This window comes from Nocardia sp. NPDC087230 (assembly GCF_044744725.1).
In the GTDB taxonomy this organism is placed as follows: Bacteria; Actinomycetota; Actinomycetes; order Mycobacteriales; family Mycobacteriaceae; genus Nocardia; species Nocardia canadensis.
Window position 1 is genome coordinate 1,060,019 of the sequence record NZ_JBIUYV010000002.1, and the last position, 16,364, is coordinate 1,076,382.

Sequence of the window (16,364 nt, forward strand, 5' to 3'; positions counted from 1 at the left end):
GCGCGCGATGATCATCGATCCCAGTGGGCGCGGTCCCACGATGAAACAGCTGTACATCGCCGGCACCTGTGGCGTCATCGTCTTCGCGGTGATCCTCGGGTTCCTGATGGCGAGGTACCAGGGCTACTTCGTGCCCAAGGTCAATGTGGCCGCCAACCTGACGACCACCGGTGACGGCCTCCCCTCGGATGCCGACGTGAAGTTCCGCGGCGTGCTCGTCGGCGCCGTCAAGGACGTCGAGATCACCGACAAGGGCGCGACCCAGAAGGTGAACATCGAGCTCAAGCCCGAGTTCGCCGGCGACATCCCGTCCAACGTCACCGCCCGCGTCGTGCCGAGCAACCTGTTCGCCGTCACCTCGGTGGAGCTGGTCTTCAACGGCGCGTCCAACCAGTACCTGCACGAGGGCTCGCAGATCCCCGAGGACACCAGCCAGGGCACGATCGCGTTGCAGGACACGCTCACCACGGTGCGCGACATCCTCAACGAGGTCGACCCGGTGCAGCTGGGCCGGGTGCTCGGCACCCTGACCCAGGCGCTCGACGGCAGCGGCCGGGTCCCCGGCTCCACCATCCAGCGCCTCGACCACTGGCTGACCACCGTCGCCGACGCCGGTCCGAACCTGGGCGGCATGCTCGACAACTTCTCCGCCTCGGCGCACGCGCTCAACCAGTCGGCGCCGGAACTGCTCGATGTGCTCGGCAGCTCGGTGCAGACCGCCAACACCATCGCCACCAAGCGGGATCAGCTGATCGCGCTGCTGGCCGGTGCGAGTGCCACCACCGACCAGGTCAACGACCTGTTCGCGACCAACCCGGATGTCGGCAAGGAGGTCACCGTCGGGATGAACGCGACCCTGGGCGCGCTGGCCGCCGACCCGGGCTCGATCACCAAGACCTTCGAGGTCTTCGGTCCGTCGCTGGCCGCGCTGAACAGCACCATGCACGGCGGTCCGTCCAAGCAGATGGTCTGGAACGCGGGTCTGACGTTCACCCCGTACAAGCCGAACACCGTCGCGGACTGCCCGCGCTACGGCGAGCTGCTCGGCCCGAGCTGCTTCACCGCGCCCGCCGAGGTCAGCATTCCGCCGATGCCGGAGAGCGTGCGCCCGCGCAAGCTCGACGCCGCCGCCGGGCTGCCCCCGCTGGTCGCGATCCCGGGCATGCCCGCGATCCCCGGCCTCACCACGCCGGGCATCGCGCCGATGCAGACCGCCAACGGCACCGAGGTCAAGCCGTTCGCCGGCACGCCGCTCGAGGGCCTGGTCCCGTCGATCCAGATCCCGGGTCTGCCGGGTCTGCTCGGTGGCGGCGCCCCCGCGCCGGCGGCGGGCCCCGCTGCCCCGGCCGACGCACCGCAGCCCGCGGTGGCTCCGGCGGCGGCCAAGCCGATCTCCTACCAGGGCGAAGCGGCGATGACTCAACTGCTGGGGCGTAAGCCGACGGCATCCGAATTCCTGCTGCTCGGTCCGATTCTGAAGGGCGGAACCCTGCAAGTGTCCGAAAACGGGGGTGGCGCATGAGCATCCGCAAGCCACTGATCGGGTTCAGTATCTTCGCGATCGTTTCCATGCTGGTCATCGTGGTCGTGTGGAATACGCTCGCGCGCACGGTCGACGGAGACACCCGCAAGTACACCGCGATCTTCACCGATGTCCTGGGCCTGCGGCCCGGCGACGACGTCCGCATGGCCGGCGTGCGCGTCGGCAAGGTCGAGAAGATCGAGCTCGACGGCAAGAACGACGCCAAGGTGTCGTTCATCGTGCAGAGCGACCAGACGATCTTCGACGACACCAAGGCCCTGGTTCGCTACCAGAACCTGATCGGTCAGCGCTACGTCGCGCTGACCCCGGGCACGGCGCCGAGCCCGCAGGAGCTCGAGAGCGGGTCGGTCATCCCGATCGACCGCACCGAGCCCTCGTTCGACATCTCCGCGCTGCTCAACGGTTTCCAGCCGCTGTTCCAGGCGCTGGAGCCGGCTGAGGTCAACGCCATGTCGGAGACGCTGATCCAGGCGCTGCAGGGTGACGGTGTCTCGCTGTCGTCGTTCATCATCCAGGCCGCGCAGCTGGCCACCGATTTCCAGCGTCGGGACGCGATCCTGTCCGACGTGATCACCAACCTGTCCGGTGTGATGGCCGGGTTGGCCAAGCGAGGGGATGAATTGGAGACCCTGGTGACCCAGACCCGGGCGCTGATCGGCGGGCTCTACGAACAGGGTCAGTCGCTGCAGGCGTCCACGGCCACCCTGGCCGACGCGACCACGTCGCTGGTCGGCATGGTCGGCAAGATCCAGCCCAAGCTGTCGGCGGCGCAGAACTCGACCACCGCCGCGCTGAACCTGTTGCTGGCCAACGGCGCCAAGCTCGACCAGGCCGCGATCGACATGCCGTCGATGCTCGCCGACCTGGGCCGGATGACCTCCGAGGGCACGCACGCCAACGCCTACCTGTGCAGCCTGGACGTCTCGCTCTACGGGGTCCTGTTCCCGCGCGGTCTGTTCAGCCAGATCGGTGGCACCTCCCACTCGGAGGTCTGCAGATGAGCAAGCTCAAGACGACCTTCCTCGGCAACCGCAATTTCTGGCTCGGTGTCATCGGTTCGCTGGTGATCGTGCTGTTGCTGGTCGGTTCCACCGTCTACCAGTTCATCGGGCTGGGCAGGCAGTCGATCGACGCGGAGTTCGTGCAGGCCGCCGGCATCAAGACCGGTGACAAGGTCGCGGTCTCCGGCGTGCAGGTCGGCACGGTCACCGGCGCCAAGATCGAGGGCGATCACGTGGTGGTCACCCTCGATGTCGACAAGTCGCTGAAGTTCGGCCCCGACGCGCACGCCGCGATCAAGATGGCCACGCTGCTCGGCGCGCGCTACGTCGACCTGCAGCCGGGAGACGGATCGGGGCTCGAGGGCAAGACCATCCCGCGCAGCAACACCGACGTGCCGTACAACATCGCCGATGTCGTGCAGGTCGGTACGCCGAAGTTCGAGGAACTCGACACCAAGAAGCTGGCCGCCTCGCTCAACACGATCAACAGCCAGCTCGGTGACTCGCCGCAGCTCGTCGCGCAGGCGATCGACAGCGTCGGCGCGCTGGCCAAGGTCGTCGACCGGCGCAAGACCGAGGTCGACAGCCTGCTCAAGGATCTGAACCGGGTCACTCAGCTGCTCGCCGACAACCGCAACTCGATCCTGCTGGTCATCACCCAGGGCGAGGCCATCGCCAACCGGGTGATGGAGCGGCAGAACCTGCTGCGGCAGCTGCTCGACAACATCGCCACGCTGACCCGTCAGCTGGAGGAGATCGGCGCCGAGAACGGCAATCAGTTCGGCGGCACCATCGGTCAGCTCAACACCATGGCCGAGGGTCTGCAGAAGAACAAGGAAAACCTCGACCGACTGCTGCAGATCGGGCAGCCGACCGCGCGCTACTTCAACAACGCGCTCGGCAACGGCAACTACGGCGACGTCTCGCTGCCGTGGCTGTTCCCCGACAACTGGCTGTGCTTCGTTCAGGTGATTCAGGGGTGCGCAGGATGAAACTGACCTCGAGATTCCGCGGCGGCAAGACGCTGGCCCGATCGCTGATGATCGGCGCCACCGCCTTGACCCTGGGCAGCTGCTCGCTGCTGCCCAATCAGGTGAACGACGCGCTCGGCATGTCGACCAAGATCACGGCCGACTTCGAGAACATCGCCGGCATGTACGAGGGCAACGACGTCATGGTCCTCGGCCTTGCCGTCGGCAAGGTCGACAAGATCGTTCCCAAGGGCACCTACGTCGAGGTCCACATGACCATCGACGGCGGGGTGAAGATCCCCAAGGAAGCGATCGCGGCGATCATCTCGCCCTCGATCGTGACCGACCGCCACATCGAGATCACCCCGCCCTACACCGGCGGTGAGTCGATGAAGTCCGGTGAGCATCTGCCCAAGGCGCGCACCAGGACCCCGGTCGAGCTGGACACGATGATCAAGACCATCGACCAGTTCTCCGCCTCGCTCAAGCCCGAACCCGGTCAGGAAGGACTCGGCCCGCTCTCGGGCCGGGTGCTCTACCCGGTGCTCAACGGCAACGGCCAGAAGATCCGGGAAACCCTCGACGCGCTGTCGAGCGCGTTGAAGATCGGTGTCGACAACAAGGACGCGATCTCCAACATCATCATCAAGCTCAACGAGCTGACGACGATGCTGGCCGACAACGACCAGTCGGTGCGCGACTTCAGCGATCGGGTGACCGCAATGTCGGGCCTGCTGGCCGAGCAGGCCCCCGGCCTGCAGGCCACGCTGGATCAGCTCAACGCCTTCCTGGCCAACACCTCGACGATGTTCGGCGAGCACGCCGACGAGCTGTCGACCTCGCTGACGGGGCTGACCAACGTCACCAACCAGCTGCGCGCCAACTCCGGCGCCATGGTCGAGATCGTCGACATCGTGCCGCTGCTGATGCAGAACATCGACGGCGCGATGAACAAGGAAGGCCGCTTCGTCCGCCTGCACGGCCTGATCGGCACCGCCCTCTCCGGCGAGGTCGTCAGCGTCTTCTGCGAGCGGATCCAGATGAAGTCCGACGGCTGCCGCTCCGGGAACATGCAGGACTTCGGCCCCGACTACGGGCTCACCGCCGCACTGCTCGGACTGACGAAATGACCCTACGTATGACGATGAAAGCCCGCCGCGCGCTGGTCGCCGCGGCCGCGACGGCGACGGTGGCGATCACCTCCGGGTGTGGATTCACCGTGGAGGATCTGCCGCTGCCCAAGCCGGGCGCCGAAGGCGACACCTACACGATCCACGCGGAGTTCGACAACGCGCTGAACCTGCCCGATCAGGCGAAGGTGAAGATCGGTGGTTCCGATGTCGGGGTGGTCTCCGGCATCTCGACCAAGAACTTCCAAGCCAAGATCGATATGCAGATCAGCAAGGACATCCAGCTGCCCCAGGGCAGCACGGCCGAACTGCGTCAGGCGACGCCGCTCGGTGACGTGTTCATCGCGCTGTCCAAGCCGAAGAACGGCGCGCCCGCGGGCCCGCCGCTGGCGGACGGCGCCACCCTCACCCGCGAGTACACCTCGGCGGGCGCCACCGTGGAAGAGCTGCTGATCTCGGTGTCGATGCTGTTCAACGGCGGCGGCGTGGCCAGCCTCAGCCGGCTGGGCACCGAACTCGGCTCGATCCTCAACGGGCAGGGCGGCAACCTGTCGCACCTGATCACCGAGATGACCGGCGTCATCGGCGAACTGAACAACAACAGCGCCAAGGTCGACACGGTGCTGACCGAGTTCAACACCCTCGCCAACACCATCGAGAACAACAAGACCCAGCTGGGTCAGGTGGCCGACACGCTGCCGCAGGCCATCGGCGCGATCGCCGAGAACAACAAGGCGATCGGTGACCTGCTCACCAAGGTGGCCACGGCCAGCGCCGCGCTCGGCGACTACTCCAACACCACCGGCGATCAGCTCTCCGAGCTGCTCACCAACCTGGACAACCTGATGACCGCGCTCGCGGCCTCCGGCGACAACTTCGGGTACGTGCTCGATCAGCTGCACGCGATCCGGCCCGGCGCGAACGCCACGTTCCAGGGCAAGTCGCTGGCGCCGTACGCGACGCTGACCAACCTCGACATCGGGTTGCTCACCGATCCGGCCAACAGCAAGTTCCCCGATCTGAAGGACGTGAACGATTTCGTCGGCAGCTTCATCCAGGTGCTGCAGATCGTTCAGGGCCGAGTGGGAGGCCACCGATGAGCAAGGCGAAGAAGTTCTTCGGTAACAAGATCCTGCTCGCCAACGCGGCCCTGGTCGTGGTGCTGATCGTCGGCGCCACCTATCTGCTGGTCAACGTCATGCGGGTGAACCCGCTGCGGTCCGAGTACGCGGTGACGGTCAACCTGGACCGCTCGGGTGGTCTGCAGCCGGGCAACGACGTCACCCTGCGCGGGCACCGGATCGGCAAGGTCACCTCGGTCGAGCTGATCGACCAGGGCCAGTCGATCGCCGCCAAGGCGCAGATCGACACGAGCTACAAGATCCCGGTCGACACCATGATCCAGGTGGCGGCCCTGTCGGCGGCGGGCGAGCAGTACATCGACTTCCGTCCGAACACCGATGTCGGCCCGTTCCTCGGTGACGGCGCGGTGATCAAGTTCAACCCCGAGCAGATCAAGACCCCCACCCCGGTGTGGGCCGTGCTCGACGACACCAGCGCGATGATCGCCCAGGTCAACCCGCAGCAGTTCAAGACGATCCTGGCCGAGCTCGACACCGCGCTCGGTGCCGGTCCGGATCAGCTGCGTGGCCTGATCAACGGCGTCAGCCTGGTGGTGGCCGGCCTGGACAACCTGCTGCCGCAGACGGTGAACCTCATCGCCAACCTGCGGGTGATCGCCGAGACCACCTCCAACGCGCAGCCGGATCTGCAGACCCTGACCCGCAACTCGGGCGCGCTGCTGACCCAGTTCAACAACGCCAACGCCGAACTGCAGAGCGTGCTCGACAACGCGCCCGCGCAGTTCGAGGCGCTCGGCGCGGTGCTGGACAAGACGGCCGATCCGATCACAGGTCTGGCGGCCAACTTCGTCGCCATCACCAGGGCGGCGCAGCTGCGTCAGCCGGCGCTGCGACTGCTGTTCCCGTCGCTGGCGCTGGGTCTGGAGTCGATCGCGGTGCCCGCCCACGACGGCGAGTTCCACACCGTCATCGACATCTGGCCGCGGCCGACGTGCTACTACGCCACGGAGTACCGTCGTAACGAGGAAGTCCAGGACGGGTCGATCCCGAAGTGGAACTACTGCGTGAACCCGCCCGCCGATCAGCAGATCCGCGGTTCGGCCAACGCGCCGCGCCCGAACGTGCCCAACAACGGCGCGCAGATGCCGCCGGGCGTCGATCCCAACGAGCGGACACCCATCCCGGTGAACTGAGTTGATGCCCGGTTCGGTCGCTCGCGCACCGCACCGGGCATACTCGCTGAGGAGAGCGTGTGGTCCGGCTCACGGGCCCACGAAGGAAATCGGTGCGATATGAGTGCCGGGAAAGAGCAGGATTGATTCGATGACCAGCGACGACGCCGAGAGCAAGAAGGACGCTGCCGCGGCGGACTCCCCCGATCTGGCCAAGGCCGACGCGACCGTCAAGGGCGCTGCGGCCACCCCCGAAACGGACGCGCCCACTGTCAAGGCGGCGACCGCGGCCGAAGCGCAGGCGCCGACGCCCGCGTCGGCCGGGAAATCGAGCTCGACGGGCTGGATCGCCGCCGGTGTCGCCGGCGTGGTCGCTCTCGGTGCGGCCACCGCGGCCGTGGTGTTCTTCCTGCAGAGCAGCGACAAGGGTGACAAGCTCGACGCCATCGCCGACTCGACGAAGGCGGCCTGCGACTACGGCAACATCCTCGCCAACTACGACTACTCCAAGGACCTCGACGGCTACATCGCCTCGATGAAGGCGGGGGCCACCGGCGACTACCTGAAGGAATTCAGCGACGCCAGCGAGGCGCTCAAGGGCGCGATGGTCCAGGCTCAGGTGAAGTCCCGTGGTGAGGACGTGCAGTGCGCCTACATCTCGGGCAGCACCGACGACGTCAAGGCCATGGTCACCATGACCCAGTACCGGACGAACTTCACCCAGACCGAACCGGACCGGATGATGTTCGCCATCGAGATGACCCTCGAGAAGTCCGACGACGGCAAGTGGCTGGTCAGCAAGCTGGATTCGCCGCTGCTCAAGAACGGCAGCCAGGTCCCCGGTGGCGCTGCCCCCGGTCAGACCGTGCCGACGCCGCAGGCGCCCGCGCCGACGCCCGGCAACTGATCGACGAGCATTTCCACAACGCCTCCGGCAGCAGAGCGAATCTGCCGCCGGAGGCGTTGTCGTGCGGACCAACTCCGGTCGCGTCGGCGCCTCAGAACAGGGTGAGTGTCCCGGACGGCGCTGCCGGCTCGACCGGCTTCCCCGTGGTCCGCGGTCTGGTGGGTTCGGCGACGGGCGCCGGGCGGGCGGCGGCTTCGCGGGCGGCCGCGCCTGCCAGAGTGTCGGCTTGTTCGTTGAAATAGTTACCGACGTGCCCGCGGACCCAGCGGAAACGCACCGGTCCCTCGCGGGTCGTGATGGCCCGATCGATCTGCTTGATGATCTCGACGTTCTTCACCGCGCCGCCGGTGGAGGTGCGCCAGCCGTTGCGCCGCCAGCTGGTGATCCACTCGGAGGCGCATTTGATGGCGTAGAGCGAATCGCTCTCGATGAGCATCGGCTCGGCGCCGGGGTGGGCGAGGATGGCTTCCAGCACGGCGCGGAGCTCGGCGATCTGGTTGGTTCCGGACGCGGCTCCCCCGCTGTCCGCCGGGCCCTGGTGATTCACCCAGGCCCAGCCGATGGCACCACCGGGATTGCGCAGGCAGGACCCGTCGGTGCTCACGATGATCATGACCGCCACCCTAGGCGATGCGGCCGACAAGATCGGTACCGTGGAATGCCTCTATCTCCCTTCGCAACCGCGACTCCGTGCGGCGCAGTGCCGATCTCGCGACAGCGTCGACGAGGCGATGGCACAGGCGGCCGAACACACCGCGTGGTGGTGGATAGTCGGCTTCGGAGGTCAGCACCGACCGTTCGTAGCCGAGCGGGTCGAACCGTAGTGTCACGGTTCCGTATACCCGCCCACGCAGGGTATACCCGATCACCGCATTGCGCCGATATTCGGTGATCTCGCAGGTCGAGCGGAGCGGAATCACCCCGAACAACCGGACTTTCAGCACGAAGGCGGCGCCGAGGCCCTGGTCGGGCTCGCCGTCCGGCTCGATGCCGGTGACACCCGACATCCAGTCCGGGACGAAGCGGAAGTTCTCGGCGTAGGCGAAGGCGGCGTCGACGGGTGCGCCGACGTCACACGCATACCTGATGTGGCCCATCGGCCCTCCCTGATCACGGATGGGCTCAAAATTACTACAAATATCCTCTTTATTTGCCAGATTGACGCTCAGAGCTGGTCGACGAGGTACTCCGCGATCGGCATCGCCGACGTCGCCGCAGGTGAGGGCGCGTTGAGCACATGGATCGAGCGCGGCGTCCGCTCGATCAGGAAGTCGTGCACCAGGGTGCCGTCGCGCAGCACCGCCTGCGCGCGGATGCCCGCGCGATGCGGCAGCAGGTCCGCGGTCGTGAGTTCCGGACAGTATCTGCGGCATTCGGCGAGATAGCCCCGCTTGAACACCGAGTTGCGCAGTTCGCGCGCCCCGGTCCGCAGATGTGCGCGGGCGACTCGGTGGACGCCGGGAAAGCGCAGCACCTCGACCGCGTCCCGCACGTTCACGCTCCCCTTCGGATACCCCTCCCTGGCCAGCCCGAGCACCGCGTTCGGCCCGACGGTCAGCTCCCCGTCGATGGTCGGGCTCAGATGCACGCCGAGGAACGGCAGCGCGGGATCGGGCACCGGATAGATCAGCGTGCGCACCAGCTCGGCCCGTTCGGGCGGCAGCCGGTAGTACTCGCCGCGGAACGGGACGATGCGGAAGTCGGTGCGAAGGCCCGCCATCCGCGCCATCCGGTCGGCCTGCAATCCGGCGCAAACCACCAGCGTGCGTGCGGTGAAGGACCCGGTGGGCCCGGAAATCGTGACCGCCGAACCGGTTTCGCTGATCGCCTCGATGACGGTGTCGAGCGCGATCCGCCCGCCCATCGCCACCACCTGATCGGCCAGCGCGGCCGTCACCTTCGCGTAGTCGATGATGCCGGTGGCGGGCACGAACAGCGCGCCGACGCCGGTGATCCGGGGCTCGCGGCGCACCAGCTCGGCCGCGTCGATCGCCGCTACGTCGACGCCGTTGGCGATGGAGCGCTCGTAGAGATCGAGCATCCGCGCGTGCTCGGCGGAATCGGTGGCCACCAGCAGCTTTCCGCAGACCTCGAACGGAATGTCGTTGGCGGCGGCGAACTCCTTGGTCCACCGCGCGCCCGCCCGGCACAGCCGTGCCTTCAAACTGTCGGGCGGGTAGTAGATCCCGGAGTGGATGACGCCGCTGTTGTGGCCGGTCTGGTGCGCGCCGAGACTCGACTCCTTGTCCACCAGCAGCAGGCTCGCGCCGGGACGGGTGCTCAGCAGCCGGTGCGCGGTCGCCACGCCGACGATGCCGCCGCCGAGCACGCAGAAGTCGTACGCACCGCGCGCGGTGCCGCCAGAACTCACACGCCGACGGTAGTCGGCGCCTCGTCGGCCGATGTGGTCGGTGCCGCGGCCTGCTCGTCGGCCTGCGCGGCGTCGACCGGCGCGGGCTCGGTGCCCGGCTTCTGCACCCGTTCCACGCGCAGCGTGTGGCTGCCGAGGCCGGGATCGGAGAGCACGAACACCACTTCGCCACGGCGGGTGTCGAGTTCGGTGCGCAACGCGGTCACCCCGGCCGGGTCGACGGTGATGCCCAGGTACTTCGACGCCATCGTCACCAGGTTGGTGTCGACCGTGAAGGCGATGGTGTCGGTGCGGGCGGGGGCGACCTGCGCCCCGACGTAGGTGGTGCCGATCTTGAGCCGACCGGCCAGCGCCGAATTGTCGGGTGTGGCCCCGACCCCGGACTGCTGCGCGGTCACCGGGGCCCTGGTCGCGGCGGGCACCGTGCGCTCGGTCGATACCGCGAGCTCGACGAGGTCGTAGGTGGCGCGCGGCGAGGAGTCCTCGGTGAGCGCGGGGCGGTGGTGTCCCGAGCCCGGTGTCGCGGCGGGGGCCGCGTTGTCATCGGCCCGCGGCGGCGCGAGATCGGGCATGTGGTTGACGATGTAGGCGCCCGCGGCGACGGTGAGGCAGAGGCTGGCGGCGCCGGCGATGACGGTGGCGGACAGACGCGCGATCTGAGCGGGTCGATGTGCGGTCACGATGCGGTCCTTCCTGTACCTGTGGGTGTACCCGAGGGGACGGGGCCCGCATCGTTGAAAGCCACGCGCTGATTTCCACGGTACGCCCGTGCTAGCTGTTGTTAGCACCCCCGTCCGGTGAGATCAGGACCACATCTGGACAGCTGACCTATCAGTGCGGGTCAGGGCGGTGTCGCGCGCCTTCTGTTGTTTCTCACAGCGCGCCGTGGGGTACCTCTACGAAGCAGGCGAGCGTCATTCACGACTGCCACGGAGGTCAACCCCCCGGCCAACGAAGTCCGGGGCAGTCGGCACGAATGGCGCTCAGAGACTGACGCTCGCCTGTTCGCAACGTGTGGTCAGGCGAACTGACCGGCTTCGCGGCCCGCTCCGGGCGGCCCGGCGAAGGCCTGCGCGATGCCGAGCCAATGTTCGGCGTCGGGGCCCTCGGTGACCAGGGCGGTGTCCTCGCGATGCCGACGCTGGGTCGCGACCAGGCAGAAGTCGACGGCCGGGCCGGTGACGCGCTGCGCGGCGTCCTCGGGACCCCAGGTCCACAAGCTGCCGTCGGGCGCGGTCAGTTCCACCCGGAATTCCTCGGCGGGCCCGGATTCGCCGTGCACCGTGTAGGCGTAGTTGCGGGTGCGGACGCTGATGTGGGCGACGGTGCGCAGCCGGGCGGTGGGCGTGCGCTCGACGCCGAGCGCGTCGGCGACGTCCTGTCCGTGCGCCCAGGTCTCCATGATCCGCGCGGAGATCATCGACGCCGGACTCATCGGCGGGCCGAACCAGGGCAGCTTGGTGCCGGCCGGGACGGCGGCCAGCGCGGCGATCAGCGCCTCGCGACCGGCGCGCCAGCGCACGAGCAGGTCGGCGGGCGGGGTCTGCGCGAGTTCCTCGGCAGCCTCGTCGACGAAGGTGAACATCTTGGGCGCGGCCTCGGCCAGCAGCTTCGCGAAGGTCTCACCGTCGGTGGCGGCCAGCTTGGAGACCTCGTCGGTCCAGGTCAGGTGGGCGATCTGGGTGGTGATATCCCAGCCTGGGGACGGGGTGGCGGTCTGCCACTGGGCGGCGGTCAGCGGTGCGACCAGGTTTTCCAGCTCCGCGCATTCGGCGGCGAAGTCGTCGAGGAGCGCTGCGAGGTCAGCCATCTGTTCCCTTGCCGATCGTGGCGCGACCCGGTCCGGGTGCGCCTCGTCACCAAGAATCTCAGCGCCTCCAGAAAAATGCAAGCACGCGTGCTTGTTCTTGCGGCGCGCTACCAGCCGAAGGTCAGCAGGTGCAGCCCGCCGACGGCCACGCCGAGCACGCCGCCGTGCAGGTACAGCAGCCAGGCGTCCTGCTCGACCGCCGCGTAGAACATCTCCATGAACTCGCCCGGCGTCAGCTTCTGCAGCTTGCGATCGGCGAAGGCATCGATCTTCTTGGCCTGCTCGAGCACGAACTTCTCGTCGTCGACCATCTCCGGCGCCAGGCTCAGACCGGCGCCCGCGCCCGAGATCGCCAGGTTGTCGTAGCCCTTCTTGCCGATCGCCGCCCGCACCATGAACGCGGTCGGGCCCAGCTGCTGGTGGATCTCCTCGGCCACCACCCGCTCGATCAGCTGCCGGGTCTTGTCCCCGTTGGGGCCCTCGAGCAGTTCGTTGGACAGGTTCTCCACGGTCAGCACCTGGTAGGCCAGGATGTGCGCCAGGTCGGTCGCCGCCTGCGGCTGCCGCTTGGCCAGCAGGGCCTGGCGCCACAGGTACTTGTAGCGCGGCTGCGGATCGCCCGGCTCGAACACCATCTTGATCGCGATGACGTTGACGATCACGCCGATCGCGGCCGAGGCCAGCAGCACGATCACCCACGCGGGCACCGCGCCCCAGTACGGGATCTGCGAGTGCACGTGCAGGTACAGCGCCAGCACCAGACCGAACGGCGCGCCGAGCAGACCGACCCGCGCCATGAACTTCAGTTCCGGCGCCGCGATGGTGGTGGTCAGGTCCTTGAGGATGTTCGGGTTCTTCTCGAGGTACCTGATCACGAAGTTCTTGACGTCGAGCAACTGGTCGATGTTGTCGCCCAGGCTCGCGAACGCGCGCCTGCCCAGCGCGGGCAGCTGCCGGTCGACCCGCTGGTAGACGGCCTGCTTCACCGGCCGCGGCAGCGAACGCCACAGGTCGGGATTCTCCCGGTACATGATCTCGTCGACGATCGGCTGCACCTGATCGCGCGCCCGTTCGGCCAGGTAGTCGCCGATGCCGTCGAGATCGAGCTCATGGATGAAGTCGCGCGGGCTGCCGATCCGCATCAGCGCCTTGTCGACGCAGATGCTCGCCATCTTCTCGGCGCGAGCGGGAATGAAGCCCTGGAAACCGAGCCTGCGCCCGTCGCCGGAGAAGGTCGGCAGCACCTGGACCCGGCGCGGGAGATAGGGGTACAGCACGTGCAGCATCGGCACCCGGAAGCCCTTGAACTGCACCGGCCAGAACAGCATGAGCACGCCGGTCCAGTTGGTCAGCCAGCCGGCGAGCGCGCTGAAGATCGGGAAACTGATCAGATCGACCACGAATTTCGACTGCCCCGTCAGCTCTTCCCAATCGATGAAGAGTCCGGAGGCCAGTGTGGTCATCGAGGAGCCCCCTAGTGCTGACGCGCGAAGAACGTGAAGAACGTGAGGATAAGGCAATCACATTCTGACCGGTCGCGACGGGGTGTCAACGGCGGATGGCGGTATTCGTCCCGAGTCGCGACCCGTTTGCCGACGACCGGCGATAGCCTGGAGGCGCAGATCCGTCGCGTCACCCGAGTTCTTCCCGTCACCTGCGTAGAGGGAGTCGTCGTGAGCAGTGTTCCGCAGAATCATCTCGATCGTCCGGTCGCCGTCATCGGGGCGGGCACGCTGGGCAGACGCATCGCGCTGATGTTCGCGACCAGGGGCGGGCTGGTCCGGATCACCGATCCCGGCGCCGAACAGGGCGCGGCGGCCGTCGCCTTCGTCGAGGAACAGTTGCCCGGCGTTGCCGCGTCGGTGCCCGGTGGGTCGCCCGGCACCGTCGAGTACGTGCCCGACCAGGCGACGGCCGTCGCGGGCGCGTGGCTGGTGGTCGAGGCGGTGCCGGAGGTCCTCGACCTGAAGAAGAAGATCTTCGCCCAGCTCGAGGGCGACGCCGACGCGGATGCGATCCTGGCCTCCAATTCGTCGTCGTACGCCAGCCGGTTGTTCACCGAGGGCCTGAAGACGGCCGACCGCATGCTCAATACGCACTTCTATATGCCGCCTCAGTCGACCGTGCTCGATGTGATGTCGGACGGCAAGACATCGCAGGACATCCTGGAATTCGTGCTGAAGACGTTCCCGGAGTTCGGCCTGCACCCGTTCCTGGTCCGCAAGGAGAGCACCGGCTTCATCTTCAATCGCATCTGGGCGGCCATCAAACGCGAGTCGCTCGAGGTGGTCTACGAGGGCGTGTCCATTCCGAAAGACGTCGACGACATGTTCGCGCGCAACTTCGGCACGAAGGCGGGCCCGTTCCGGATGATGGATCAGGTGGGTCTGGACGTGGTGCTCGATATCGAGGAGCATTACGCCGCGGAGAATCCGAATCTGCCCGCGGGGCCGCGCAAACTGCTGCACGAGTACGTCGACAAGGGCAAGCTCGGCGTGAAGACGGGTGAGGGCTTCTACGACGACTACCCCAAGCCGCGGTCATGACCGAGTTGCTCGCCCTCGATCTCAAAGCCGCTGCGATGCTGGCCGTCTCGCTCGACGACGGCTCGGTGCGCACGGTCGTCGACGGACTCGACGAGTTCCCCGACGGCGTGGTGGTCGATCAGCTGCGCGGCCATATCTACTGGACCAATATGGGCAAGCCCGACCCGGGCGCGCTTCCCGACACCGAACCGGAGTTCTTCACCCCCAACGGATCGATCGAGCGGGTCGATCTCGACGGCGGCAACCGCACCACGATCGTGCCGCGCGGCGCCTTCACCACCGGCAAGCAGTTGACCGCCGATTTCGAGGCGGGCCGGTTGTACTGGTGCGACCGCGAGGGCATGGCCGTGCTCACCTGCGATCTCGACGGCGCGGACCTGCGCCCGATCGTGGTGACCGGCCGGGGCGACGCCGACGCCGAGATCGCTCGGAACTGGTGCGTCGGCATCTGTCTCGATCTCGACCGCCGCCTCGTCTACTGGACCCAGAAGGGTGCCGCCAAGGCGGGCGACGGCCGGATCTTCCGCGCCCCGATCGACCTGCCCGCCGGTACCGATCCCGCCGACCGCCCCGACATCGAACTGCTCTGGCAGGGCCTGCCCGAGCCGATCGACCTCGAACTGCACGGCGTCGCCCACCTGGTGTGGACCGATCGGGGCGCCCGCCCCGAGGGCAACGCGCTCTACGCCGCGACCGTGCAGCCCGAGGTCGGCACCCCGAAGGTGCTCTCCACCGGGTATCGGGAGGCGATCGGCTTGGCCGGGCTCGGGACCTGCTTCTACGTCAGCGATCTCGGCGGTGGCATCAGGTTCGTCGACGTGGGTTCGGGCACCGACACCGAGTTGGCGCGGATCGGGAGCCCGTTGACCGGACTCGCGCTCGCCGACCTGTAGTCGGGCCGCAGCACGACGTGGACCGCGATCGTCACCCAGCGCCCGATCAGGAATTCCGGTGCCTTGATCCCGAGCTGCCTGCGGTCGAGCACGGCCTCCGCCCGGACGGCGACCGTGTCGCCGCCCAGGTCGAACCGGGTGACGGTGAACACCAGCGGTACGTCCCGGCCACGCACGGTGGCCACGCCCGCGACGCGCCACTCCCCGTCGGTGCCGGTGATGTCGTCGGCGACGAAGCTCATCCGCGGGTGCCGGTCCAGATCGAGCAGGCCCGGTTTGCGCAGGTCACGATCGCGTCGGGGGTGGCCGGTGTCGATCGCGGCCAGGTCGACGACGCCGGTGATCTTCTGGGGCTGCCCGTCGGGGCCGACCGTCAGACGGCCCGCCAGTACCGGCATCGACCCGTGCACGGTGCGCCGCCCGAAATGGCCGACCTGGAAGCGCGCGGTGCACCGCTGTGGCGCGGCCACCCATTCCGTGGGCCGTTGTTCGCCCACCATGATCCAGTTCATGACCGCGCCCCCTCGGCGTAGATGGCGGCGGTGTCGTGGTGGTGCAGGACCGGATAGATCTCCACCCGGTCGGGCCCGGGCAGCAGCGCCGGGTTCTCGCCCGGCAGCAGTTCGGTGGCGAGGATGGCCGCGCCCACCGCGTGCAGGGCTTCCTCGGTCTCGCCGATCCCGATCACCACGCCGGAGCCGTCGGGACGGCGCAGTTCGTAGTAGTCGAGCAGGCCCGGCACGGTGGCCAGGGCGGGGCGGATGCGGTGCGCGGCGGCGAAGTCGGCGGCCGCCAGTTCGTCGGCGGTGCGTGGCCGGTCGAACCAGACAAGGTGTGCGTACATGATCTTAAGCTCCTGACCTGGGGAATTGGGTGATTCCAGGATCGCCGCGCGCGGACGCGCCCGGATCAGTGCCGGTACTTATCCGCGGTACTGA

At 67.8% G+C, this 16,364-nt stretch carries 17 protein-coding genes; 9 read left to right on the forward strand and 8 right to left on the reverse strand.

What is annotated here, in order from left to right; all coding sequences use genetic code 11:
• Positions 1 to 40 precede the first annotated feature (40 nt).
• From ACIO52_RS11125 to ACIO52_RS11155, 7 genes are all read left to right on the forward strand, one after another.
• Positions 41 to 1,522, forward strand: coding sequence for an MlaD family protein (locus ACIO52_RS11125; protein ID WP_218722235.1), 1,482 nt, complete (start codon positions 41 to 43; stop codon positions 1,520 to 1,522).
• Positions 1,519 to 2,544: an MCE family protein gene (locus tag ACIO52_RS11130; RefSeq protein WP_218722234.1), complete on the forward strand. Its 1,026-nt coding sequence runs from the start codon at positions 1,519 to 1,521 to the stop codon at positions 2,542 to 2,544. The genes ACIO52_RS11125 and ACIO52_RS11130 overlap by 4 nt, the downstream gene beginning before the upstream one ends.
• Entirely contained in the window at positions 2,541 to 3,536 is a 996-nt protein-coding gene (locus ACIO52_RS11135) for an MCE family protein (RefSeq protein ID WP_218722233.1), read from the forward strand. The genes ACIO52_RS11130 and ACIO52_RS11135 overlap by 4 nt, the downstream gene beginning before the upstream one ends.
• The gene (locus tag ACIO52_RS11140; RefSeq protein ID WP_402643273.1) at positions 3,533 to 4,645 is read left to right on the forward strand and encodes an MCE family protein; all 1,113 of its coding nucleotides are present in this window, start codon (positions 3,533 to 3,535) and stop codon (positions 4,643 to 4,645) included. Before ACIO52_RS11135 ends, ACIO52_RS11140 begins: the two co-directional genes overlap by 4 nt.
• Positions 4,646 to 4,653: 8 nt before the next feature.
• Positions 4,654 to 5,745: an MCE family protein gene (locus ACIO52_RS11145; RefSeq protein WP_218722231.1), complete on the forward strand. Its 1,092-nt coding sequence runs from the start codon at positions 4,654 to 4,656 to the stop codon at positions 5,743 to 5,745.
• Positions 5,742 to 6,920: an MlaD family protein gene (locus tag ACIO52_RS11150; protein WP_402643276.1), complete on the forward strand. Its 1,179-nt coding sequence runs from the start codon at positions 5,742 to 5,744 to the stop codon at positions 6,918 to 6,920. The genes ACIO52_RS11145 and ACIO52_RS11150 overlap by 4 nt, the downstream gene beginning before the upstream one ends.
• 130 nt (positions 6,921 to 7,050) lie before the next feature.
• Positions 7,051 to 7,806, forward strand: a complete 756-nt coding sequence (locus ACIO52_RS11155; RefSeq protein ID WP_218722229.1) for a hypothetical protein — start codon at positions 7,051 to 7,053, stop codon at positions 7,804 to 7,806.
• A gap of 91 nt (positions 7,807 to 7,897) precedes the next feature.
• On the opposite strand, the gene ACIO52_RS11160 is transcribed toward ACIO52_RS11155, so the two are convergent.
• The 6 genes from ACIO52_RS11160 to ACIO52_RS11185 all read right to left on the reverse strand — a co-directional run bounded on the left by ACIO52_RS11160 (position 7,898) and on the right by ACIO52_RS11185 (position 13,450).
• A complete protein-coding gene (locus ACIO52_RS11160) occupies positions 7,898 to 8,419 on the reverse strand; it encodes a ribonuclease H (protein ID WP_218722228.1) in 522 nt (173 codons plus the stop codon).
• 10 nt (positions 8,420 to 8,429) lie between these two features.
• A complete protein-coding gene (locus ACIO52_RS11165; protein WP_218722227.1) occupies positions 8,430 to 8,903 on the reverse strand; it encodes an SRPBCC family protein in 474 nt (157 codons plus the stop codon).
• Positions 8,904 to 8,971: 68 nt separating this feature from the next.
• The gene (lhgO, locus tag ACIO52_RS11170; protein ID WP_402643281.1) at positions 8,972 to 10,177 is read right to left on the reverse strand and encodes an L-2-hydroxyglutarate oxidase; all 1,206 of its coding nucleotides are present in this window, start codon (positions 10,175 to 10,177) and stop codon (positions 8,972 to 8,974) included.
• Positions 10,174 to 10,857, reverse strand: a complete 684-nt coding sequence (locus tag ACIO52_RS11175) for a hypothetical protein (protein WP_218722225.1) — start codon at positions 10,855 to 10,857, stop codon at positions 10,174 to 10,176. The genes lhgO and ACIO52_RS11175 overlap by 4 nt, the downstream gene beginning before the upstream one ends.
• A gap of 338 nt (positions 10,858 to 11,195) precedes the next feature.
• Positions 11,196 to 11,987 carry a TIGR03084 family metal-binding protein gene (locus ACIO52_RS11180; RefSeq protein ID WP_218722224.1) on the reverse strand — a complete coding sequence of 264 codons (792 nt, stop codon included), beginning with the start codon at positions 11,985 to 11,987 and terminating at the stop codon, positions 11,196 to 11,198.
• A gap of 107 nt (positions 11,988 to 12,094) precedes the next feature.
• Complete coding sequence (locus ACIO52_RS11185; RefSeq protein WP_316573071.1) at positions 12,095 to 13,450, reverse strand: hypothetical protein; 1,356 nt, start codon at positions 13,448 to 13,450, stop codon at positions 12,095 to 12,097.
• Between the two features lie 210 nt (positions 13,451 to 13,660).
• On the opposite strand from ACIO52_RS11185, the gene ACIO52_RS11190 reads away from it, so the two are divergent.
• Together ACIO52_RS11190 and ACIO52_RS11195 are read left to right on the forward strand one after the other, a co-directional pair.
• Positions 13,661 to 14,533 (forward strand): 3-hydroxyacyl-CoA dehydrogenase family protein, encoded by an 873-nt coding sequence (locus ACIO52_RS11190; RefSeq protein WP_308248713.1) that lies wholly within the window; start codon positions 13,661 to 13,663, stop codon positions 14,531 to 14,533.
• Positions 14,530 to 15,426: a hypothetical protein gene (locus tag ACIO52_RS11195; RefSeq protein WP_402643287.1), complete on the forward strand. Its 897-nt coding sequence runs from the start codon at positions 14,530 to 14,532 to the stop codon at positions 15,424 to 15,426. Before ACIO52_RS11190 ends, ACIO52_RS11195 begins: the two co-directional genes overlap by 4 nt.
• Here ACIO52_RS11195 and ACIO52_RS11200 read toward each other — a convergent pair.
• Both ACIO52_RS11200 and ACIO52_RS11205 read right to left on the reverse strand, forming a co-directional pair.
• Positions 15,312 to 15,938 carry a YceI family protein gene (locus ACIO52_RS11200; protein ID WP_342801969.1) on the reverse strand — a complete coding sequence of 209 codons (627 nt, stop codon included), beginning with the start codon at positions 15,936 to 15,938 and terminating at the stop codon, positions 15,312 to 15,314. The two genes, ACIO52_RS11195 and ACIO52_RS11200, sit on opposite strands and share 115 nt — an antisense overlap.
• The gene (locus ACIO52_RS11205) at positions 15,935 to 16,270 is read right to left on the reverse strand and encodes a hypothetical protein (RefSeq protein ID WP_342801970.1); all 336 of its coding nucleotides are present in this window, start codon (positions 16,268 to 16,270) and stop codon (positions 15,935 to 15,937) included. The genes ACIO52_RS11200 and ACIO52_RS11205 overlap by 4 nt, the downstream gene beginning before the upstream one ends.
• Between the last annotated feature and the right edge of the window lie 94 nt (positions 16,271 to 16,364).